This is a genomic window from Streptomyces sp. NPDC018263, from assembly GCF_055562575.1.
The window spans coordinates 472,636-492,073 of record NZ_JBVHFA010000006.1; the positions used below are offsets into that span (position 1 = coordinate 472,636).

At 72.0% G+C, this 19,438-nt stretch carries 17 protein-coding genes and 1 other RNA gene; 2 read left to right on the forward strand and 16 right to left on the reverse strand.

Features of this window, described 5'->3' with window-relative positions:
- Nucleotides 1-16: 16 nt before the first annotated feature.
- The 7 genes from ACZ3HQ_RS20190 to ACZ3HQ_RS20220 form a co-directional block, all read right to left on the reverse strand.
- The gene (locus ACZ3HQ_RS20190) at nucleotides 17-790 is read right to left on the reverse strand and encodes an anti-sigma factor family protein (protein ID WP_467512708.1); all 774 of its coding nucleotides are present in this window, start codon (nucleotides 788-790) and stop codon (nucleotides 17-19) included.
- 47 nt (nucleotides 791-837) lie between these two features.
- Nucleotides 838-1,431, reverse strand: a complete 594-nt coding sequence (locus ACZ3HQ_RS20195) for a sigma-70 family RNA polymerase sigma factor (protein ID WP_030810966.1) — start codon at nucleotides 1,429-1,431, stop codon at nucleotides 838-840.
- 270 nt (nucleotides 1,432-1,701) lie between these two features.
- Nucleotides 1,702-2,265: a CGNR zinc finger domain-containing protein gene (locus ACZ3HQ_RS20200; RefSeq protein ID WP_467512710.1), complete on the reverse strand. Its 564-nt coding sequence runs from the start codon at nucleotides 2,263-2,265 to the stop codon at nucleotides 1,702-1,704.
- An 89-nt stretch (nucleotides 2,266-2,354) separates the two neighbouring features.
- Complete coding sequence (locus tag ACZ3HQ_RS20205; protein WP_467512712.1) at nucleotides 2,355-3,539, reverse strand: acyltransferase family protein; 1,185 nt, start codon at nucleotides 3,537-3,539, stop codon at nucleotides 2,355-2,357.
- Nucleotides 3,536-5,683 (reverse strand): bifunctional polysaccharide deacetylase/glycosyltransferase family 2 protein, encoded by a 2,148-nt coding sequence (locus tag ACZ3HQ_RS20210; RefSeq protein WP_467512714.1) that lies wholly within the window; start codon nucleotides 5,681-5,683, stop codon nucleotides 3,536-3,538. Before ACZ3HQ_RS20210 ends, ACZ3HQ_RS20205 begins: the two co-directional genes overlap by 4 nt.
- Before the next feature lie 18 nt (nucleotides 5,684-5,701).
- Nucleotides 5,702-6,412 carry a hypothetical protein gene (locus ACZ3HQ_RS20215; protein WP_467512716.1) on the reverse strand — a complete coding sequence of 237 codons (711 nt, stop codon included), beginning with the start codon at nucleotides 6,410-6,412 and terminating at the stop codon, nucleotides 5,702-5,704.
- Nucleotides 6,413-6,866: 454 nt separating this feature from the next.
- Nucleotides 6,867-7,832, reverse strand: a complete 966-nt coding sequence (locus ACZ3HQ_RS20220; RefSeq protein ID WP_467512718.1) for a LysR family transcriptional regulator — start codon at nucleotides 7,830-7,832, stop codon at nucleotides 6,867-6,869.
- A gap of 85 nt (nucleotides 7,833-7,917) precedes the next feature.
- Here ACZ3HQ_RS20220 and ACZ3HQ_RS20225 point away from each other — a divergent pair, with 85 nt between their 5' ends.
- A complete protein-coding gene (locus ACZ3HQ_RS20225) occupies nucleotides 7,918-9,102 on the forward strand; it encodes an MFS transporter (protein ID WP_467512720.1) in 1,185 nt (394 codons plus the stop codon).
- Nucleotides 9,103-9,197: 95 nt separating this feature from the next.
- On the opposite strand, the gene ssrA is transcribed toward ACZ3HQ_RS20225, so the two are convergent.
- The 5 genes from ssrA to ftsE form a co-directional block, all read right to left on the reverse strand.
- Nucleotides 9,198-9,566: a transfer-messenger RNA gene (gene ssrA / locus ACZ3HQ_RS20230) on the reverse strand.
- 109 nt (nucleotides 9,567-9,675) lie between these two features.
- Complete coding sequence (smpB, locus tag ACZ3HQ_RS20235) at nucleotides 9,676-10,215, reverse strand: SsrA-binding protein SmpB (RefSeq protein WP_467512722.1); 540 nt, start codon at nucleotides 10,213-10,215, stop codon at nucleotides 9,676-9,678.
- A gap of 88 nt (nucleotides 10,216-10,303) precedes the next feature.
- Complete coding sequence (locus tag ACZ3HQ_RS20240; RefSeq protein ID WP_467512724.1) at nucleotides 10,304-11,491, reverse strand: S41 family peptidase; 1,188 nt, start codon at nucleotides 11,489-11,491, stop codon at nucleotides 10,304-10,306.
- 67 nt (nucleotides 11,492-11,558) lie between these two features.
- Entirely contained in the window at nucleotides 11,559-12,479 is a 921-nt protein-coding gene (gene ftsX / locus ACZ3HQ_RS20245) for a permease-like cell division protein FtsX (protein WP_467512726.1), read from the reverse strand.
- A gap of 34 nt (nucleotides 12,480-12,513) precedes the next feature.
- Complete coding sequence (gene ftsE, locus ACZ3HQ_RS20250; protein WP_030810993.1) at nucleotides 12,514-13,203, reverse strand: cell division ATP-binding protein FtsE; 690 nt, start codon at nucleotides 13,201-13,203, stop codon at nucleotides 12,514-12,516.
- A gap of 248 nt (nucleotides 13,204-13,451) precedes the next feature.
- On the opposite strand from ftsE, the gene ACZ3HQ_RS20255 reads away from it, so the two are divergent.
- Nucleotides 13,452-13,646 carry a hypothetical protein gene (locus ACZ3HQ_RS20255; RefSeq protein WP_030810994.1) on the forward strand — a complete coding sequence of 65 codons (195 nt, stop codon included), beginning with the start codon at nucleotides 13,452-13,454 and terminating at the stop codon, nucleotides 13,644-13,646.
- Between the two features lie 104 nt (nucleotides 13,647-13,750).
- On the opposite strand, the gene ACZ3HQ_RS20260 is transcribed toward ACZ3HQ_RS20255, so the two are convergent.
- From ACZ3HQ_RS20260 to ACZ3HQ_RS20275, 4 genes are all read right to left on the reverse strand, one after another.
- Nucleotides 13,751-14,614: a hypothetical protein gene (locus tag ACZ3HQ_RS20260; protein ID WP_467512728.1), complete on the reverse strand. Its 864-nt coding sequence runs from the start codon at nucleotides 14,612-14,614 to the stop codon at nucleotides 13,751-13,753.
- A gap of 327 nt (nucleotides 14,615-14,941) precedes the next feature.
- Nucleotides 14,942-16,048, reverse strand: coding sequence for a peptide chain release factor 2 (gene prfB / locus ACZ3HQ_RS20265; protein WP_467512730.1), 1,107 nt, complete (start codon nucleotides 16,046-16,048; stop codon nucleotides 14,942-14,944).
- Between the two features lie 216 nt (nucleotides 16,049-16,264).
- Nucleotides 16,265-17,485, reverse strand: coding sequence for a serine/threonine-protein kinase (locus tag ACZ3HQ_RS20270; RefSeq protein WP_467512732.1), 1,221 nt, complete (start codon nucleotides 17,483-17,485; stop codon nucleotides 16,265-16,267).
- 131 nt (nucleotides 17,486-17,616) lie between these two features.
- Entirely contained in the window at nucleotides 17,617-19,314 is a 1,698-nt protein-coding gene (locus ACZ3HQ_RS20275; RefSeq protein ID WP_467512734.1) for a serine/threonine-protein kinase, read from the reverse strand.
- Nucleotides 19,315-19,438 lie beyond the last annotated feature (124 nt).

Here is a 19,438-nt window from a genome sequence, read left to right on the forward strand (position 1 = left end):
TGATTCTGAGCACCTGCTAGGCGTCCACTTGGACCAGCTTCCTGCCGTCCAGGGTCATGACGTCGAAGTGGTCGATGTCGCCGGGCTGGAGAGCGGTGCCGCCCCCGATGAACAGCGGGTTGCGTGCCTGCTCGGTCTTGGCGTCCGGGAGGCCGTAGCCGTCCTTGGGCACGCTCCAGGAGCCGAGCGTCTGCCGCTCGCCGTTCTTGCCGACCGCGATCAGGGAGCACTTCTGGTCGCCCTTGACGCCGCCGAGCCGCAGTACCGCGTCGGTGCCCCATGCCTTGCCCTGGAGGGCGATGGTCGCGGAGACGCCGGTGCCGGCGTCCGTGCCGGTGACCTTGGTGGGCAACTGGTCGAAGTGGTCCTTGGCGGAGGCGGCCAGCGGGGTCGCCGTCTGACTCGTGCCACCACCGCTCACCGACATCACGGCCACCGGTCCGCCGATGATCAGCGCGGCCGCGGCGGCGACCAGGTAGAAGCCGCGGCGCCGCTTGCTCGCGCGCCGCTCGGCGACCTCGTCGACCAGCTTCTCGACGAGCCTCGGTGTGGGCCGCGCGGACAGCGACTCCCCGATGACCGGGGTGCTGCCGGTGCCCGGCAGGTCGGCGAGGGCGGCCAGCATGGGCTCCATCCCCGCGAGTTCGTCCAGTTGCTGGGCGCACCACTCGCAGCCCGCGAGGTGCGTCTCGAACGCGGTCGCCTCGGTGTCGTCGAGAATCCCCAGCGCGTAGGCGCCGACGGTCTCGTGCTCGTTCGGCACCGGAGATCCCTGCATGGGGCCAGACATACCCGTACTCCCCGCGCCGAATCCTCGCATTCCCCCGTACACACTCATCACGCCGTCACCCCCCGCTCCTCCAGCGCCAGCTTCATCGATCGCAGGGCGTAGAACACCCGTGAGCGGACTGTGCCGCTGGGTATCCCGAGGGTCTGGGCCGCCTCGTTGACGGTACGCCCCTTGAAGTAGGTCTCGACGAGCACCTCCCGGTGGGCCGGGGTCAGGTCGTCGAGCGCGTCCGTCAGCGTCATCAGCCACAGCGCCTTGTCGATCTCGTCCTCCGCGGGGATGACCTCCAGCGGCGACGGATCGACCTCCTGCGGCCGGGCCTGCCGGCTGCGGTGGCCGTCGATGACGATGCGCCGGGCGACCGTCACCAGCCAGGGGCGTACCGAACCGGTCGCCCGATTGAGCTGGCCGGCGTTCTTCCAGGCACGGATGAGCGTTTCCTGCACGACGTCCTCGGCGCGCTGCCGGTCACCGGCGACCAGCCGGAGGACATAGGCGAGGAGCGGTCCGGCGTGCTCCCGGTACAGGGCACGCATCAACTCCTCGTCGGGTTCCGACGACTGTGAGGGCTGCGAGGACATGCGATGTCGGGCCCTCGATCCACGTTCATTGGCCACGGCCGCATCCTTGCGCACGCCCACCTCCGGTGTCCGGGGCTTGCCCCCGTCGGTCGCTCGCCCCTTCGTACGGGGCGGGAGGCGTGGTTGTTCAAGGTGAGGTGGTGTTTTTCTCAAGGCCGGTGTGACGAGCGGGACATGCGCACACATTCCCACCGCGCTATCTTTACATTTCCGACACGACGTCAAAGGTGGCGGAGCCGCCCTGACTTGCAGTCAGACAAACCTGCTGTAGCGCAGATCACACATCTCAAATCCGTGCGCCTTTCCGGCACTTCGGCCGTACCCGGACGTTCAGGGCCGGGCGAGCGCGGCGCGCCTGCGGTGCCGGGCGACCCGCTCGCGGTTGCCGCAGACCTCACTGGAACACCATCGCCTGCGGCGCCCGCGCGAGGTGTCGAGATACAGCAACGGGCAGCCCTCCCCCGCGCATTCGCGCACGGCCGCCCGCGCGAGGGGGTCGGTGAGCAGGTCGATCGTGTCGCGGGCGAGGAGGGAGAGGAGGGCGTCGGCGGTGGGCACCTCGGCCAACTCCCTCACGAGCGGCCCGTTCTGCTGGGCGACGGCCCGGACGGCCGGGGGCGCGGCGGTGCGGGCGGTGCGGTTGACCCGGTCCAGGGAGTCGGCGGGGGCACGGGGTGCGCGCACCAACCGTGCGATGTTCCGGCGGAGTTCGAGGAATCCGGCCACCCAGCACCCGTCGACATGCCCGAGCGGAGTCCCGCGCGGGACCAGCCCGGCCCCCACGACCCAGATCCTCAACTCCCCCGCTGTACCGATCCGTTCCTCCGGGTGCGCGGTGGCCAGCAGGTCCAGGCAGGTTCGTCCGGCGTCGAATCGGGGCGTACCGAGGGCCATGCGCTGCGTCACCGCCTGGGCAGGAGGGCGTCTTGTCGCTCCCCTCCACAGTGCCCCTCCTGCCGGGCGGCCGGAACCCCCCGTGCCCGTCAGGCCGCGCGGTGGCGGCTGGCCGCGCGCGGGCGTCCGTCCGGCCAGATGCGGGGCCTGCGTTTCGCCGCCAGGTCCTCCGCCCAGCCGAAGGTGACGACGCAGGCGCAGATCAGGGTCCAGGTGAGGGCGAGGACGGGCCAGGGGCTCTCCAGGAGCCAGGGGCAGTTCTCGTCCAGGACGTCGTAGCGCCAGAGCTGGTCCCAGAGGGTGGAGGCGATCAGGATGCAGAGGTTGTGCCAGAGGTAGACGGTCACCGCGCGGGAGTTGAGCAGGGTGACCAGGCGGTCGAAGGGGCGCAGCAGGCGGGGCCACTCGGTCCAGGTCGGGCTGATGTGCAGCAGGAGCAGCACGGTGGCCAGCGACCAGAGGGACTGGGCGAACGGGATGTCGTCCAGGTCGTGCCCCTGCCGGAAGCCGTGGGTGAGCGCGTACCAGAGGCCGAGTCCCGCGACGACGGGGGTGACGGACGGCACGACGTAGCGCGGGATGCGTCTCAGGACGCCCTGCTGGTGGGCCATGCCGAGAATCCAGCAGGCGCCGAAGGTGCTGAAGTCGGTCAGCGCCGACGGGACGCGCTCGCCGGGGAGCTGGAGGTGGCCGAACTCGAAGGCGGCAGCCAGCGCGACCGGCGCCAGCACGGTGGTCCACGGGATCGCCCTCAGCGCCCGCAGCAGGAGCGGGGAGAGCAGCACGAACCACAGGTAGGCGCGGATGTACCAGAGCGGTCCGGCCAGTTCGGCCGCCCAGTCCGGGCCGAGCACCCCGTGGACGCCGGGCAGCGTGCCCGCGTACGGCGGGTCGCTCAGCGGCAGCACCCAGAAGCCGAGGTGGGCGAACCACCAGCCGGGGTGCCCCTCGGCGTCCGGACCCCAGCCCTGGAGCACCATGCCGGACACCCCGAGCGCGCCCAACAGCCAGAGCGGGGGCAGCAGTCGGCGCAGCCGGCCGCGTACGACGTCCACGGCGGGGCGCTTCAGGGAGCGGGCCATCAGGTTGCCGGCGAGGGCGAACATCACGCCCATGGACGGGAAGACGACGGGCAGCCAGGCCCAGCCCATGAGGTGGTAGAAGACGACCCGGAACAGGGCGACCGCGCGGAGCAGATCGAAGTAGCGGTCCCGGACCGGGGCGCGCCGCCGTACCGGTTCGGGAGCCACCTCGTGAGTGAGGGCCGTGGTCATCGCAGCGCTCCTTCGGCCGGGACCGGGGCCGACACCCCGCCCTTGCGGCGCAGCTTCTGCCAGCGCAGCCGGCCGCCGGTGAGTGCCGTGATCCAGGACTGGAGCAGCACGACGTACATGAGCTGGCGGTACAGGAGCTGCTGGAGCGGCAGGGAGATCAGCGGGGCGAGCCGCTCCCGGTCCAGCCCGAAGGCGTAGGCCGCGCACACGGCCTGGACGGCCAGGACGGCGAACCAGGACGCGATGGTCTTGCCGGTCGGGCCGAAGACCAGGCCGTAGACGAGGAAGAGGTCGATCAGCGGGGCCAGCAGCGGGGCGACCACCATGAACAGGGAGACCAGGGGCAGTCCGACCCGGCCGAACCGTCCGGAGGGCCCGCGTTCCAGCACGGCCCGGCGGTGTTTCCAGATGGCCTGCATGGTGCCGTAGGACCAGCGGTAGCGCTGGGACCAGAGCTGCCGTACGGACTCCGGGGCCTCGGTCCAGGCGCGGGCCTTCTCCGCGTAGACCACCCGCCAGCCGTCGCGGTGCAGGGCCATGGTGATGTCGGTGTCCTCGGCGAGGGTGTCGTCGCTCATCCCGCCGGCCCGTTCCAGCGCGGTGCGGCGGAACGCGCCGACGGCGCCGGGGATGGTGGGCATGCAGCGCAGCACGTCGTACATCCGGCGGTCCAGGTTGAAGCCCATCACGTACTCGATGTGCTGCCAGGCGCCGATGAGAGTGTCCTTGTTGCCGACCTTGGCGTTGCCCGCGACGGCGCCGACGCGCGGGTCGGCGAAGGGCTGCACCAGCTCGCGGACGGTGGACGGCTCGAAGACGGTGTCACCGTCCATCATCACGATCAGGTCGTGCCGGGCGTTCGCCAGGCCCCGGTTGAGGGCGGCGGGCTTGCCCGCGTTGTGCTGCCTGACGACCCGGACGCCCGGCAGCGCGAGTCCCTCCACGATGCGGGCGGTGCCGTCGGAGGAGCCGTCGTCGACGACGATGACCTCCACCGGATGCTCCCCGCCGACCAGCGAACGCACCGTGTTCTCGATGCACTTGGCCTCGTTGTACGCGGGCACCAGCACGGTCGCCGGTTCGGTGACCGGCTCCGGGCCCCAGCGAAAACCCCGGCGCCGGGTGCGGCGGGCGTGCGCGGCGGACAGCAGCAGCATCAGCCCGAACCGGCCGAAGACCAGCACGCCGATGACGGCGAGGCCCACGACGAGCACGGTGGTGATGCCGTCGGCCGCCTTGACCAGCGCGATCCACGCCTTGCCGGTCCACAGCCCGACCCCGGTGACCGGGGTGTCGGCGCTCGGGGCGTCGAGTGCCTGGGTGAGGGTCTGGAAGCGGTAGCCGTCGGCCTGGAGCCGGGGCAGCAGGGTGTCGATCGCCTGGATCGTCTGGCTCCGGTCGCCGCCGGAGTCGTGCATCAGGACGACGGCGCCCTCGCCCTTCTCCGGCGTGGCCCGGCGGATGATCTCCTCGACCCCCGGCCTGCGCCAGTCCTCGCTGTCCCGGTCGTTGAGGACGATCAAGTAGCCCCGCCCGCCGATGTACTTGGCCACCGGCCAGGACCGGTCGTCCATCGCGGAGGCGAAGGAGGAGTACGGGGGCCGGAACAGCGAGCTGCGGATGCCGGCCGCGCCCGCGAGGGCCAACTGCCCCTGGGACAGCTCCCAGTCGACCCGGCGCTGGGACTGGTAGGAGAGGTCGGGGTGGTTGAAGGTGTGCAGGCCGACCTCGTGCCCCTCGGCCACCATGCGCCGGACCAGCTCGGGATGGCGGGAGGTCATCGTGCCGGTCACGAAGAACGTGGCCCGCGCGTGGTTCCGCTTGAGCGCGTCGAGGACCCTGGGCGTCCAGGTCGGATCGGGGCCGTCGTCGAAGGTGAGCACGATGCGCCGCTTCGGCACCCGGAGGCTGTCGGTGCGGCCTCCCCGGGTGTCGACGACGGGACCGCCGTCAATGACCTTCGCCGGCACGTGCCCGGCGGGCGCCTCGGGCCGGACACGGTGGTCGGCGAGGATCTCGTTGTGGACGTAGCCGCGCAGCATGAGCACGGCCAGCGTGGCGAGCAGGAACAGGAAGGCCAGCAGCGGGCGCAGCGGGAGACGGCGGCGCCGGGGCAGCGCCCGGCGGGCGGTTCGCGGAGTCATCGAAGGGTTCTTCCGGTGTCAGGACGCGGCGGGCCGGCCGGCCGAGCCCTGGGGCTGCGGGCCGGCGCCACCTGCCGGGGACTCGGTGGCGGCCGGGCTGGGCGCGGTGGTGCTGGGCACCGGGGACGCCTCGGTGGTCGCGGTCGCGGTGGGCGTCGGCTTTGGGCTGCCCCCGCCAGGCGCGGGCGGCGCGGACCGCCGGGGCGTCGGACTCGCCGCGGCGGGCGGCCGGGCCGCCGTGGTGCCGGTGGCGGCCGGACTCTTCCGTCCGGGGACGGGTACGGCGGCGACGGTGGCCGGCGCGGTGCCCGGCGCCGCCGGTTCCGTGCCGCCGCCGCTGCCGGTGCGTACGCCGCCGCCGGGCGCGGCCGAGGCGCTGGGCACGGGCGGGGAGTCGACCCGGCTCGCGGGCTTGTCCTCCTTCCGCGGCACCGGCAGCCAGGGCGCGTCGGAGCTGCCGGAGAGCAGGGTGACGCCGATGACGACGGCGTACCCCGCGCAGAGCCCGGCGACCAGCAGGCCGAGGCGGCGGAAGGTACGGCTGCGGCGGCCGGACTCGTCCACGAACACCGGGCGGTCCGAGGCGTCGGCACGGTCGGCGGGCTCGGGGCCCTCGGCCCGGACGGAGTCGAGCTGGACGGTCACCTCGTGCGGATCGTGGGCCCCGGCGCCGGGTTCGGCGGGCGGCATCGCCGTCCCCTCGCCGGAGGGGCGGAACTCGGCCGCCACGTGTGGGCTCCCGGAGCGCGGGAGCAGGGCTGTGGCATCGGCCCCGGCAAGGGCGGCCGGGCCACCCCGGAGTATCGCCGTCGCCGCGAACACCCCTGCGTCGGACGGGCGTACGACGCGCGGGAAGGCCGCGCGTCCCCCGCCCGGTCCGTCCCCGCCCGGTGGCTTCAGGTCCGCCTCCGCGACGGTTCCGGTTTCCGGAAAAGCCTGCGTCGAACCCCCTGCCACCTGCATGTCTCGTGCCGCCGAGGCCACGTCGGGCCATTCCGGTCGGCGTCGGTCCCGCCACTGTTCCATGTGCGCGCATCCCCCCACGGGACTGTTCCGGGGTGCGCCGGCGACCCCGAGCACGCGCCGGCCGGACCAGGCCCCCACCCGGTCCGAGCGCCCCCCTCTACCCCAGTGCTCGGGTCCCCGAATGTAGCGCAAGGTGAGTTCGCGTGTGCTCGGAGTGTCAGAAAGGGCGGCTCATGACCTCGAAATCGGTGGCCGGAATCCATCGGTCGCCGGGCGGCGAAAGCCACCTTTCGGCGCGCGCCAGCTCGGCCGCCGCCGCCTTCAGCGCGTCCAGCGCGGGATGGACCAGCCCCTTCCGCCACACCAGCGAGACGGGCGACAGCGGAACCGGGTCGACCAGGGGCCGCAGTGCCGCGCCCGACATGGCCGGAAAATCCACCACCGCGAGCACCGGCATCCGGCTCGCCGCCATCACGCGGGTGAACTCCTCGGCGCCGAGAACCACCGGATGGGGTGGCGCGAGCCGGATGCCGCGTCCCTCGAAGAGCTGACGCGCCAGCTCGGTCCACTCCCGGGTGCCGGGGTTGCCCGCGCCGGCGTACACCGTCTCCCCGGCGAGCGCCCCGAGCGGCACCTCCGGCAGCGCGGCCAGCCGGTGATCCTCGGGCAGCAGCACCGCCATCTGCTCGTAACGCACGGGCTGTTGGGCGAGGCCGGCGCGCAGCGCGGGGTCCAGACCGGCGTAGCGGCCGAAGGAGACGTCCAGGTGACCGGCGAGCAGCGCGGCCGCCGCTCCGGTCAGCCCGCGCTCGTAGCGGGCCAACAGCTCGTGCTCCGCCGCGAGTTCGCGGGCCCGGAGCAGTACCCGGTGGGCGGTGAGGGGGCCTTCGGAGTTGACGTCGACCAGTAGCGGGCGGGCGGTGCCGAAGGCGGCGAGGAGGTCGTCCTGGGCGGTGAGCACCCGCCGGGCGTGCGGCAGCAGGCGCTCGCCGTCCGCGGTGAGCGTCACCTGCCGGGTGGTACGGACGAACAGCTCGGCACCCAGCTCCCGTTCGAGCCGCCGCACGTCCCGACTGAGCGCCTGCTGGGCGACGTAGAGCCGAGCGGCGGCGCGGGTGAAGTGCAGTTCCTCGGCGACGGCCACGAAGGCGCGCAGCAGCCGGGGTTCGATCGCGGGAGGCATGGCGGCGAACTTACAACGCGGACGCGTGAATCGGCGCGGAACAGGTGTTGGACCGGCGTCCGGCGCACGGGAGAGCGTGAGCGGCATGTCCCCGCAGACCGCACCCGCCTACCGCCGGCTCTTCACCCGCCCCGGCACCCTCGCCTTCACCGCCGGCAACCTGCTCGCCCGCCTCCCGGTGGGGATGGCCGGGGTGAGCGCGGTGGTGATGATCGCCGGTGCGCGCGGCTCGTACGCGCTGGCCGGCGCGGTGAGCGCGACCGGGCTGGTGGCGAGCGGGCTCGCGGGCCCCTGGCTGGCCCGCCTGGTCGACCGGTACGGGCAGGCCAGGGTGGCCCGGCCCGCGACCCTGGCGGCGGTGCTCGGCGCCCTGGCCCTGCTGCTGTGCGTGCGGTACGACGCCCCCGACTGGACGCTGTTCGCCGCGTACGCCTCCTGGGCGGCCACGCCCAACGTCGGCGGACTGTCCCGCGCCCGCTGGGCGCATCTGCTGCGGGACGATCCCGAAGCCCGGCACACCGCGAACTCCTTCGAGCAGGCCGCCGACGAGCTGTGCTTCATGCTGGGCCCTGCCCTGGCGTCCTTCCTGACCGGCACCTTCTTCCCCGAGGCGGGCACGCTCGCCGGGGCCGTGCTGCTGGCGACCGGGATGCTGCTCTTCACGGCCCAGCGCGCGACCGAGCCGCCCCCCAGCCCCCGCACCAGGGCCCCCTCCCCGCTGCGCGCCCCCGGCATCCGGGCCCTGCTGGTCTGCTTCACGGCGACCGGGGCGGTGTTCGGGTCGATGGAGGTGGTCACCGTGGCCTACACCGACGCCCAGGGACAGCGCGCGCTGGCCGGGGTCGTGCTCGCGCTCCAGGCCGCGGGGTCCTGCGCGGCGGGCCTGCTGTACGGAGCGCTGCCGCCGGGGCCGGCCGCGCGGCGGCTGGGGCGGTGCCTGCCCGCGATGGCCGCGCTGATGACGCTGCCCTGGCTGGCGGCCACCACCGGGTCGCTCTGGGTGCTGGCCGGTGCCCTGCTGGTGGCGGGCACGGCGACCGCGCCGACCATGGTCACCGCGATGACGCTGGTCCAGGAGCGCACCCCGGACGGCCGCCTCAACGAGGGCATGAGCCTGGTGGTGACCGCGCTGCTCACCGGCATCGCCTGCGGCTCGGCGTCCGGCGGCTGGGCGGCGGACCACCTCGGCCCGGGCACCGCCTACGCGATACCGGCGCTGGCGGCCTCCACGGCCTGCGTGCTGGGCTGGGCGCTGCGGGGCACCCGGTGAAGCTGCGGGGCACCCGGTGAAAAAGCGAAGGCCCCGCCGCTTGTCGCGACGGGGCCTTCGCCCACATGGGTTCCGGAGGCCCGAGGGCCTCCCGATCGTGGAGATGGCGGGAATCGAACCCGCGTCCACCGGTGCAGAAACAGGGCTTCTCCGTGTGCAGTCCGCTTCGATTTTCTCGGCCCCGGAGATCACGCGGACAAGTCTCCGACGGGCTCAGTCACTGTTGGATTTCCCTCTTCACCCCGTGACCGGGATCAAGGTTTAGTTCCCTAGCTGATGCCAGGATCCGGGTCGGGAACAGCCCCGGGCTGACACTTCGCAAGTCGCTACTTAGGCAGCGAGGGCGAAGGAATCGCGCTTGGTGTTGGCGATTATTGTTTGCGACATATGGTTTACGAGATCATTGCCGCTTCCTCGACACGCTTCCCCTGCTTCGACATCCGCTGTCGAAACCGATCATCCCCATGTTGTTTTTTCAATGCCCCCCGCAGGAGGCGGCGCACCCTCGATGGAGTGCTGTGCCATCGTACGTGACCAACGCGGGAGTGTGCCAGCCTATTCCCGCGGGCCCCGTCAGGTGCCGCGCTGCTTGCGCTTGGCGGCCGCGATGGCCCGGTCCGACTCGCGCCGGTCCTGCTTCTCGCGCAGGGTCTGCCGCTTGTCGTACTCCTTCTTGCCTCGTGCCAGTGCGATCTCCGCCTTGGCACGGCCGTCCTTGAAGTACAGGGCGAGGGGCACGATGGTGTGGCCCGTCTCCTGGGACTTCGCCTCCAGCTTGTCGATCTCCTCGCGGTGCAGCAGCAGCTTGCGCTTGCGGCGCACGGCGTGGTTGGTCCAGGTGCCCTGGCTGTACTCGGGGATGTGGGCGTTGTGCAGCCACGCCTCGTTCCCGTCGATCTGGACGAAGCCGTCCGCCAGCGAGGCCCGGCCCTGGCGCAGCGACTTCACCTCGGTGCCGGACAGCACGATCCCGGCCTCGTAGGTGTCGATGATCGCGTAGTCGTGCCGGGCCTTCTTGTTCTGGGCGACGAGCTTGCGCTTGCCGTCCTTGACCTTGCCCTTGGCGGAGGCCGCCCCGCCCTGCTTGGGCTGGGACTCCTTCGGTACGTACATTCCCTTACTCATAGTGCCGCCATTTTCGCACCATGGAGGGGGGCGAAGGGAAGCGGATTAGGGGGCAGGTCAGGGGCCGGTCAGGGGGTTATCGGGGGTCGCCCAGGCCGGTGAGGACCGTTTCCGCGCGCTTCAGGGCGCTCGGGCCCGGGTCCAGGTCCGGGGTGATGCCCCGGCCGTCGACGGCGTGGCCGGAGGGGGTCCGGTAGTGGCCGACGGTGAGTTCGGCCACCGAACCGTCCGGCAGCGCGGTCGGCATCTGGACCGAGCCCTTGCCGAAGGTGCGCGAGCCGATCACCACGGCCCGGCCCCGGTCCTGGAGGGCGCCGGTGAGCAGCTCGGCGGCGCTCATCGTGCCGCCGTCGACCAGGGTGACCAGCGGGCGGGCGGTGTCGCCGCCGGAGGCCGCGTGCAGGGCGCGCTGGGCGCCGTCCACGTCGTAGGTGGCGACCAGGCCGCCGTCGAGGAAGCAGGAGGCGGTGGCGACGGCCTCGGTGACCAGGCCGCCGGAGTTGCCGCGCAGGTCGAGCACGACACCGGTGCCGGCCGGTGCGCGCCGCACGGCGTCCCGTACGGCCTTGGCGGAGCCCTTGGTGAAAGCGGACACCCGGACCACGACGACCCCGGCGACCGGGTCGGTGACGGTCACCGGGTCGGTGGAGAGGCGGGCCCGGTGCAGGGTGCGGGACCAGGAGGCGGCGCCGCGCTGGATGCCGACGGTGACCGGGGTGCCGGCGGAGGCGTCCTCGGCGTCGCCGCGCAGCAGGGAGACCACCTCGGTGACCGGGCGGCCGTCGACCCCGCGCCCGTCGACGCTGCGCAGCCGGTCGCCCTTGCGGATGCCGGCGTCGGCGGCGGGCGAGTGGGACCGTACGCGGCTCACGGTGACCTGCCCGTCGCGGGCGCGCTTGGCCCACAGCCCGACGCCGGTGTACTCGCCGTCCAGGGCGTCGCGGAACTCGGCGTACTCGTCCTCGGAGTAGACGGCGGCCCAGCGGTCCCCGCTGCGGCTGACGGCCTGTTCGGCGGCCTCGGTGGGCGACTCGCCCTTTGCCATCGCCTCGGCGGCGGCCCGCCGGACGTCCTCGGGGCGCGGCTTCCCGGTGGCCCGAATGCCCTCCGCGGACCGGGCGTTGGCGTCCAGGCGGCGGGCCTGGGCGGTGTCGGGGAGGGAGCCCGTGACGGCCCCCGCGGTGATCGCTCCGGCGAACACCAACGTCAGGGCGGCCCCGCGGCGTTTGCGGCGGGGCTGGCGGAACAGGGCGCGGCCTGACATGGCGGTGAGTCTAGGACAACGCGAAGGGCCGTACAGACGGATGCCCGTACGGCCCTCTTGGCATGTGTCACACCTTCAGATACTTGCGCAACGCGAAGAACGCCGCCAGGGAAGGCATCAGCACGCTGGTCGCGAGGATCAGCGGCAGCTTGGTCAACACCGAGTCCCAGCCGATGAAGTTGATGAGCGTCAGCTTGCTGGACAGCGCCATGCCGTGGTCGATGGTGAAGTACCGGCCCAGCACCAGGAAGACGCACGCGAGGCTGCCGCCGATGAGTCCGGCGACCGCGGCCTCCATGATGAACGGCGCCTGGATGTAGAACCCGGAGGCGCCGACCAGCCGCATGATGCCGGTCTCCCGGCGGCGGCTGAACGCCGACACCCGCACGGTGTTGACGATCAGCAGCAGCGCCACGAACAGCATCAGCGCCATCAGGAACAGCGCGGCGCGGTTCATCAGGTTGAGCAACTGGAAGAGGTTGTCGAGGATGCTCCGCTGGTCCTGCACCGACTGCACACCGGCCCGCCCGTTGAACGCGGTGGCGATCACCTGGTACTTCTGCGGGTCCTTGAGCTTGATCCGGTACGACTCCTGCATCTGGTCCGGCGTCAGCGAGCTGGCCAGCGGGGAGTTGCCGAACTGCTCCTTGTAGTGCTTGTAGGCGGTGTCCTGCGACTCGTAGGTGACCTTCTCCACGATGGAGGACATCTTGCCGAGGTCGGACTGGATCTGCTTCTTCTGGTCCTCGGTGGCCGCGCCCTTGGCGCAGTTGACGTCCGACTGGGCGTCGCTCTTGTTGCAGAGGAAGATCGAGACGTTGACCTTGTCGTACCAGTAGCCCTTCATGGTGCTCACCTGGTCGCTCATCATCAGGGAGCCGCCGAAGAGGGCCAGGGACAGGGCGACGGAGACGATGACGGCGAAGGTCATCGTCAGGTTGCGGCGGAGACCGACACCGATCTCCGACATGACGAACTGGGCGCGCATGGCGTCTGGTCAAGCCTTTCCGTCGTGAACTTGTTTAGTGCTGGTAGCCGTAGACGCCGCGGGCCTGGTCGCGGACGAGGCGGCCCTTCTCCAGCTCGATGACGCGCTTGCGCATCTGGTCCACGATGTTCTGGTCGTGCGTCGCCATGATGACGGTGGTGCCCGTCCGGTTGATGCGGTCGAGCAGCTTCATGATGCCGACGGAGGTCTGCGGGTCGAGGTTGCCGGTGGGCTCGTCCGCGATCAGCAGCTTGGGCCGGTTGACGAACGCCCGCGCGATGGCGACGCGTTGCTGCTCACCGCCGGACAACTCGCCCGGCATGCGGTCCTCCTTGCCGCCGAGCCCGACGAGGTCGAGCACCTGGGGCACGGACTTGCGGATCTCGCCGCGGGACTTGCCGATGACCTCCTGCGCGAAGGCCACGTTCTCCGCGACCGTCTTGTTGGGCAGCAGGCGGAAGTCCTGGAAGACCGTCCCGAGCTGGCGGCGCATCTGCGGCACCTTCCAGTTGGACAGCCGGGCGAGGTCCTTGCCGAGGACGTGCACCTGGCCGTGGCTGCACCGCTCCTCGCGGAGGACGAGCCGGAGGAAGGTCGACTTGCCGGAGCCGGACGACCCCACGAGGAAGACGAACTCGCCCTTCTCCACTTCCAGGGACACCTCCCTGAGGGCGGGGCGGGTCTGCTTGGGGTAGACCTTGGAGACACTGTCGAATCGGATCACGGATGCACCACGGGTCGCCGGGGGATGATGAGCGTGACCATACGCGAACCGGGAGTGCCTACGCAGGGCCCGGTCGCCGTTGGGAGAGACTTGTGCGTTTTTGTACGGGCCTTTGTACGGGCGGCTCTCCCCGCTTTTCCGGAGCGCCCGCGCTCTTTCGGGGGGAACCTGGCAGAGTGGAGGGGGAACGTTCTCGTTCCCGTCGGCGTTGTACGGGGTTGAGGGCCTGGCACGAGGAGGGCGAGCGCATGACGTACGACCGGTTGGTGTGCGCGAACTGCGCGGCGCCCGTGAGTGAGGGCCGCTGCCCCGTGTGCCGGGCGAGCCGTGAGCGACTCCAGCAGCAGGCGGGGTTTCTGGGCGGGGTGAGCCCGGCGGCGCTGGTCGCGTTGCTGGTGGTGCTGATCGCGCTGACGGCGCTGCTGGCGCACCAGACCGTCTAGGTGTCCCTAGGGACACCTAGGGACACGAAGAAGGGCCCGGAGCGGGTGCTCCGTGCCCTTCTCTTCATCCGCTCAGGTTGCGCGGAGTGACGTTGTGGCTACCCTCAGGCGGCCGTGCCGCCGCGGTTGCCCGCCAGGCGCGGCAGGACGCGGAAGGCGACGCCGCCCGCGATCATCGTCGCGGCGCCCACCAGCAAAAAGGTGGTCTGGCCGGCACCGGTCTCGGCGAGCTGCTTGCCGCTGCCGGTCTGCTGCGGAGCGGCGTCCGAGCCGGTGTCGGTGAGGGCGGAGGTGCCCTCCTCCTGGGAGACGTTGTCGTTGCCGCCACCGTCGGGGGTGGTGCCGCCGACGCCACCGCCGGCCGTGGAACCGCCGGTGGAACCGCCGGTGGAGTCGTGGCCGCCGGAGGTGGAGCCACCGGTGGAGTCGCCGCCGGTGGAGGAGGTGCCGCCACTGGTGGACGTGCCACCCGTGGTCGAGGTACCGCCCGTGGTGGAGGTGCCACCCGTGGTCGAGGTACCGCCCGTGGTCGACGTGCCACCCGTGGTCGACGTGCCACCTGTGGTGGACGTGCCACCCGTGGTCGACGTGCCACCTGTGGTCGACGTACCGCCCGTGGTCGACGTGCCACCCGTGTTGGTCGAACCGCCGGTGGAGGTGCCGCCGATCACGCCACCGATCACGCCGCCGATGGTGCTGGCGCCGCCCTGCGCGCCGGTGCTGGTACCGCCCTGGGCGCCGGTGCTCGTGCCACCCTGCGCTCCAGTGCTCGTGCCGCCCTGGGTGCCGGTGCTCGTGCCGCCGTTGGTGTCGGCCGGGCCCGGGTCGGTGCAGGCACCAAGGGTGCACGAGGGGTCGGGCTCGCCCGGGTCGGCCGAGGCGACGCCGGCCACCATCAGCGAGGCGCCGGCCGCGATCACGGCGCCGGCGGCTATACGGGCGACGCGGACGCGCGTCTTCTTCGTCATATGTCTGCTACCCCCAGTAGCTGTTGTCGATGTGGCGGCGCATGGGGCGGGCCGTGCTCGACGGAGGTAGCTGACGACACCGGTACCGACTCTCGGCCGGCACCTGGCGCTCTCCCGTTCCCCCGGTTCACATGCGCCCCACTGATACGCATGCCGCGCTTCACCTTTCCCATTTTTTTAAGCAACGTCAAGGCCGTTGCGGGCGCAATGTCCCATGGGGGTGCGTTTGGCGGGAGTTGGCTGATGTGACTGTGACCTAATCCCCACACACAAAAGCAACTGCCGCCCATCGGACGGCAGTTGCCCTACGTTGTCATGTCGACAAACTTACTTCTCCTGCTGCTTGCGCCAGCGAATTCCGGCCTCCAGGAAGCCGTCGATCTCACCGTCGAGCACGGACTGCGGGTTGCCGACCTCGAAGTCGGTGCGAAGGTCCTTGACCATCTGGTACGGGTGCAGGACGTACGAACGCATCTGGTTGCCCCAGGAGCTGCCGCCGTCGCCCTTGAGGGCGTCCATCTTGGCGCGCTCCTCCTGGCGCTGGCGCTCCAGCAGCTTGGCCTGGAGGACGTTCATCGCCGTGGCCTTGTTCTGGATCTGCGAGCGCTCGTTCTGGCAGGAGACCACGATGCCGGTGGGCAGGTGGGTCAGGCGGACCGCCGAGTCCGTGGTGTTCACGCCCTGGCCGCCGGGGCCCGAGGAGCGGTACACGTCGATGCGCAGGTCCGACTCGTCGATCTCGACGTGGTCGGTCTGCTCCACGACCGGGAGCACCTCGACGCCCGCGAAGGAGGTCTGCCGGCGGCCCTGGTTGTCGAACGGCGAGATGCGCACCAGGCGGTGCGTGCCCTGCTCGACGGAGAGGGTGCCGTAGGCGTACGGGATCTGCACGGCGAAGGTGGTCGACTTGATGCCGGCCTCTTCCGCGTACGACGTCTCGTAGATCTCCGTCTTGTAGCCGTGGCGCTCGGCCCAGCGGAGGTACATGCGCTGGAGCTGCTCGGCGAAGTCGGCGGCGTCGACACCGCCCGCCTCGGCGCGGATGTTGACCAGCGCCTCGCGGGAGTCGTACTCGCCGGAGAGGAGGGTACGGACCTCCATCTCGTCCAGCGCCTTCTTCACCGAGGTCAGCTCGGACTCGGCCTCGGCGCGGGTGTCCGGGTCGTCCTCCTCCTCGGCCATCTCGAAGAGGACGGCGAGATCGTCGATCCGGCCGCGCAGCGCTTCCGCCTTCCTGACCTCGGCCTGGAGGTGGGAGAGCTTACTGGTGATCTTCTGCGCCTCGTCCGGGTTGTCCCAGAGGGACGGCACGGCCGCCTGCTCCTCGAGCACGGCGATGTCTGCCCTCATCTTGTCGAGGTCCAGGACGGCCTCGATCGACTCCATGGTCGAGGAGAGGGACTTCAGCTCTTCGGATACATCGACGACTGCCACGCCCCCAGCGTAACGGCTCCGCCGGGTGGGGTCGGTCCTCGGCGGTCGGTACCACCGGGGTGCGGGGTGCTGCACCGGGCGTACCAGGGGCTCCGCCCCCGGACCCCCGCTGTCGGCCCCCAAGGGGCCTCGTCCTCAAACGCCGGACGGGCTGAATGATGCCGGCCTTGGCCGCATGGCCCCGGCCGGGACGGCTGGATATGCCTGACCTGGGCTTCACGGTGCCGAAGTGCTGCTCTGCGCCGGAGGCGGGGTCTCGTCCCCTCCGCTCGTCGCCGCCCAGGCGCCCGCTCCGACCCCTGCTGCCAGCAGGACCCCGGCCACGGTCAACGTGATCCTCCGGCGCCGGGCCGCCGCCCGGTGGCGGGCTGAGCCGGGGCGGGGGGCGCCGGGGGTGCGGGGGGCGCGGGCTGTGCCGTGGGCGCCGCCGGCCAGCTCGTCGGGGGCCGGGACTCGCATGGAGGTGTGGGTGTCGCGGTTGGAGTCGGGCTTGGGGCCGGGGACCAGGGAGACGGCACCCCGGCGGCGGACCGGTTCGCCGGACGGGAGGGGGGCGGGGGGCTCCTCGGGGGCGGCCTCGGGGTCGGGCTCGTCGACCTCCAGGGGAGGGATGCCCACGAGGGTGGGGAGCTGTTCGCGGAGGCGGGTGGCGAGTTCGGAGGCGCGCAGCCGGGAGGCGGGTCCCTTGGCGAGGCACTGGACGATGAGCTGCCACAGCTCCTCGGGGATGCCGGGCAGCGGGACGACGGTCTCGGTGACGTGCCGGCGCAGCACCGCGCCGGGGTGGCCGCCGCCGAAGGGGGTGAAGCCGGCGAGGAGTTCGTACAGGACCGTGGCGAGGGCGTAGATGTCGACGGCGGCGCGCGGCGGCAGCCCCTCGACGATCTCGGGCGCGAGATAGTCCGGGGTGCCGATGATCTTCGTGGCGCGGGTGCGCCGGGGCGAGTCGATGAGCTTGGCCACGCCGAAGTCGGTGAGCAGCGCCGGGTGGGCGCCGCCGGGGCCGAGCGGGCCGCGCATGTCGAGGAGGATGTTCTCCGGCTTGACGTCCCGGTGGACGACCCCGGCCGCGTGCGCGGCGGCGAGCCCGTCCGCGACGTCGGCGACGATCGCCACCGCGGCCTCGGGCGCGAGACGGCGCTCGCGCTCCAGCCGGGTGCGCAGATCGGTGCCGCGCACGATGTCCATGACGAGGGCGAGGTCGTTGCCGTCGACCACGAGGTCCCGCACGGTCACGATGTGCGGGTGCTCAAGGCCGAGCAGCGCGGTCCGCTCCTGCACGAAGCGGCCGACCAGCTCCTGGTCGGAGGCGAGGTCCTCGCGCAGCATCTTGATGGCGACGGGCCCGTCCGGTCCCTCGCCCAGCCACACTGTCCCGGCGCTGCCCCGCCCCAGGATCTGGTTGGCGGTGTACCGGCTGCCGATCTTCCGTGCCAAGACTGCTCCCACAGACGCGTGTTGCCCCGGTCGACAAAACTACGCGCCCGTGGGGCCCACCTTCACCGCGGAGCCGGAAATCACCCGCTGGGTGTCGACAAGTCCCCAGAACCGGCTCCGCGAGCGGCTGTTCAGTTGCCGCCGGAGGAACTGTCCAGGCTCTTGAACCAGTCGGAGACGGAGCCGACCCAGTCGCTGATCTGGTCCCAGTAGCCCTTGCCCTGGCCGACCCAGGTGTGCAGCGGGGTCAGCTCCCAGATCAGCCAGCTCGCCACGACCAGGATGACGATCGTGAACAGGCAGCCCTTGAGGCAGCCCAGGCCGGGGATCTTCATCGGGTTGGCGCTGCGCTGCCGGGGCGGACGGGGCTCGCGCGCGGGCCGCTGCCGCTCGGGCGCGTACCGCTGGGGCTGCGGCGGCGGGGAGTACTGCTGCGGCTGCGGGGTGGAGCGCCGGGGCTGCGGGCGCTGCTGCGGCTCCTGGTGGCGCGGCGGCTGCGGCTGGTGCTGCGGGCGGGCGGCCTGCCGCTGGGGGCGGCGGCGCAGCGGGTCCTCGTCGGGGTCGAGGTACTGGACCTGGGTCTGCTCGTTGCGGTCGCGGGCCGCGCGGAGCTGGGTCTGCCAGGGGTGCGGCTGGTCGGGGTTCTGGGGGTTCTGCTGGTTCTGCCCGTAGGGGTCCTGGGAGCCGTGCGGGCCCGGCCGGCCCTGCGGCATCGGGGGCATGACCGTGGTGGGGTCGGCCGCTCCGGTGCTGGGGAGGACGGTGGTCGGGTCGGCGGCGCCCTGCGGGCCGGCGGTGTGCGGCAGGAAGCTGGTGGCCGCGTTGGGGTCGTAGGCCGCCTGCGCGGTGTTCGGGGGCAGTACCTGGGTGGCGGCACTGGGGCCGGGGGCGCCGGGCACGTCCGGTACGGGGGCCGGGGCGGGGTCGGGCGCGAGGAGAGCGGCGACGCCCTCGGCCGCGGCGATCTGCGCCGGGTTGGCGTGCACCCCGACACCCTCGGCGACCACGCGCAGGGCGCGGGCGAGGTTCTCGGCGCTGGGCCGCTCGTCGGGGTTCTTGCGCAGGCAGCGCTCTATCACCGTCCACAGCGGGTCGGGGATGGTGGAGGGGCGGCGCGGCTCGGCGCTGAGGTGCTGGTTCAGCACCTCCAGGGCGGTGGCGCCGGAGAACGGCGGACGCCCGGTGACCAGCTCGTACAGCAGGATGCCCGCGCCGTAGACGTCGACGGCGGAGGTCTGCGGGCGGCCCTCGGCGGACTCCGGGGCGACGTAGGCGGGGGTGCCGACGAACTCGTGGGTGCGGGTCAGGCCGGGTGAGTCGGCCAGCCGGGCGATGCCGAAGTCGGTCAGCATCGGGTACATCTGGCCGTCGTACTGGCGCAGCAGCACGTTGGCGGGCTTCAGGTCGCGGTGGACGACGCCGTCGGCGTGGCTGGCGGCGAGCGCGTCGGCGACCTGGGCGGTGAGCAGGGAGGCGGCCACGGGCGAGAAGGTGCCGTTCTCCCGCAGGTAGCGGTGCAGGTCGGGGCCGTCGACCAGGTCCATGACGAGCGCCAGCAGATCGCCCTCGACGACCAGGTCGCGGACCCGGACGATGTTGGGGTGGGTGAGCCGGAGCAGGACGGAGCGCTCGCGCAGGAAGCGCATCACGATGTCCGGGTCGCTCGCCAGCTCCTCCTTGAGGACCTTGATGGCGACCGTCTCGCCGGGCTGGCCCGCCACGGCCGCCTCGGCGCCCGCCGTCTCCCGCTGGCGGGCGCGCCATACGGTGCCCGTGGCGCCGCGTCCGAGCGGCTCCTCGAGCAGGTACTTGCTGCCGACTGGCCGCACGTCACGCGCTCCCTGCTGCTTGTTCGGCTGCTTGTTCGCCGATGGCCCGCCGGGGTGTCCCGGCGTTCCGACCACTGTAATGGCCCCTCGGGAAGCCGCCCCCTGAGTACTACGTGCGGCTTCC

What these genes read in the sequence shown, in the direction of transcription:
- ACZ3HQ_RS20190 (WP_467512708.1), bottom strand. Translation starts at nt 790, where the DNA reads ATGTCTGGCCCCATGCAGGGATCTCCGGTGCCGAACGAGCACGAGACC.
- ACZ3HQ_RS20200 (WP_467512710.1), bottom strand. Translation starts at nt 2,265, where the DNA reads ATGGCCCTCGGTACGCCCCGATTCGACGCCGGACGAACCTGCCTGGAC.
- ACZ3HQ_RS20205 (WP_467512712.1), bottom strand. Translation starts at nt 3,539, where the DNA reads ATGACCACGGCCCTCACTCACGAGGTGGCTCCCGAACCGGTACGGCGG.
- ACZ3HQ_RS20210 (WP_467512714.1), bottom strand. Translation starts at nt 5,683, where the DNA reads ATGACTCCGCGAACCGCCCGCCGGGCGCTGCCCCGGCGCCGCCGTCTC.
- ACZ3HQ_RS20220 (WP_467512718.1), bottom strand. Translation starts at nt 7,832, where the DNA reads ATGCCTCCCGCGATCGAACCCCGGCTGCTGCGCGCCTTCGTGGCCGTC.
- ACZ3HQ_RS20225 (WP_467512720.1), top strand. Translation starts at nt 7,918, where the DNA reads ATGTCCCCGCAGACCGCACCCGCCTACCGCCGGCTCTTCACCCGCCCC.
- smpB (WP_467512722.1), bottom strand. Translation starts at nt 10,215, where the DNA reads ATGTACGTACCGAAGGAGTCCCAGCCCAAGCAGGGCGGGGCGGCCTCC.
- ACZ3HQ_RS20240 (WP_467512724.1), bottom strand. Translation starts at nt 11,491, where the DNA reads ATGTCAGGCCGCGCCCTGTTCCGCCAGCCCCGCCGCAAACGCCGCGGG.
- ftsX (WP_467512726.1), bottom strand. Translation starts at nt 12,479, where the DNA reads ATGCGCGCCCAGTTCGTCATGTCGGAGATCGGTGTCGGTCTCCGCCGC.
- ACZ3HQ_RS20255 (WP_030810994.1), top strand. Translation starts at nt 13,452, where the DNA reads ATGACGTACGACCGGTTGGTGTGCGCGAACTGCGCGGCGCCCGTGAGT.
- ACZ3HQ_RS20260 (WP_467512728.1), bottom strand. Translation starts at nt 14,614, where the DNA reads ATGACGAAGAAGACGCGCGTCCGCGTCGCCCGTATAGCCGCCGGCGCC.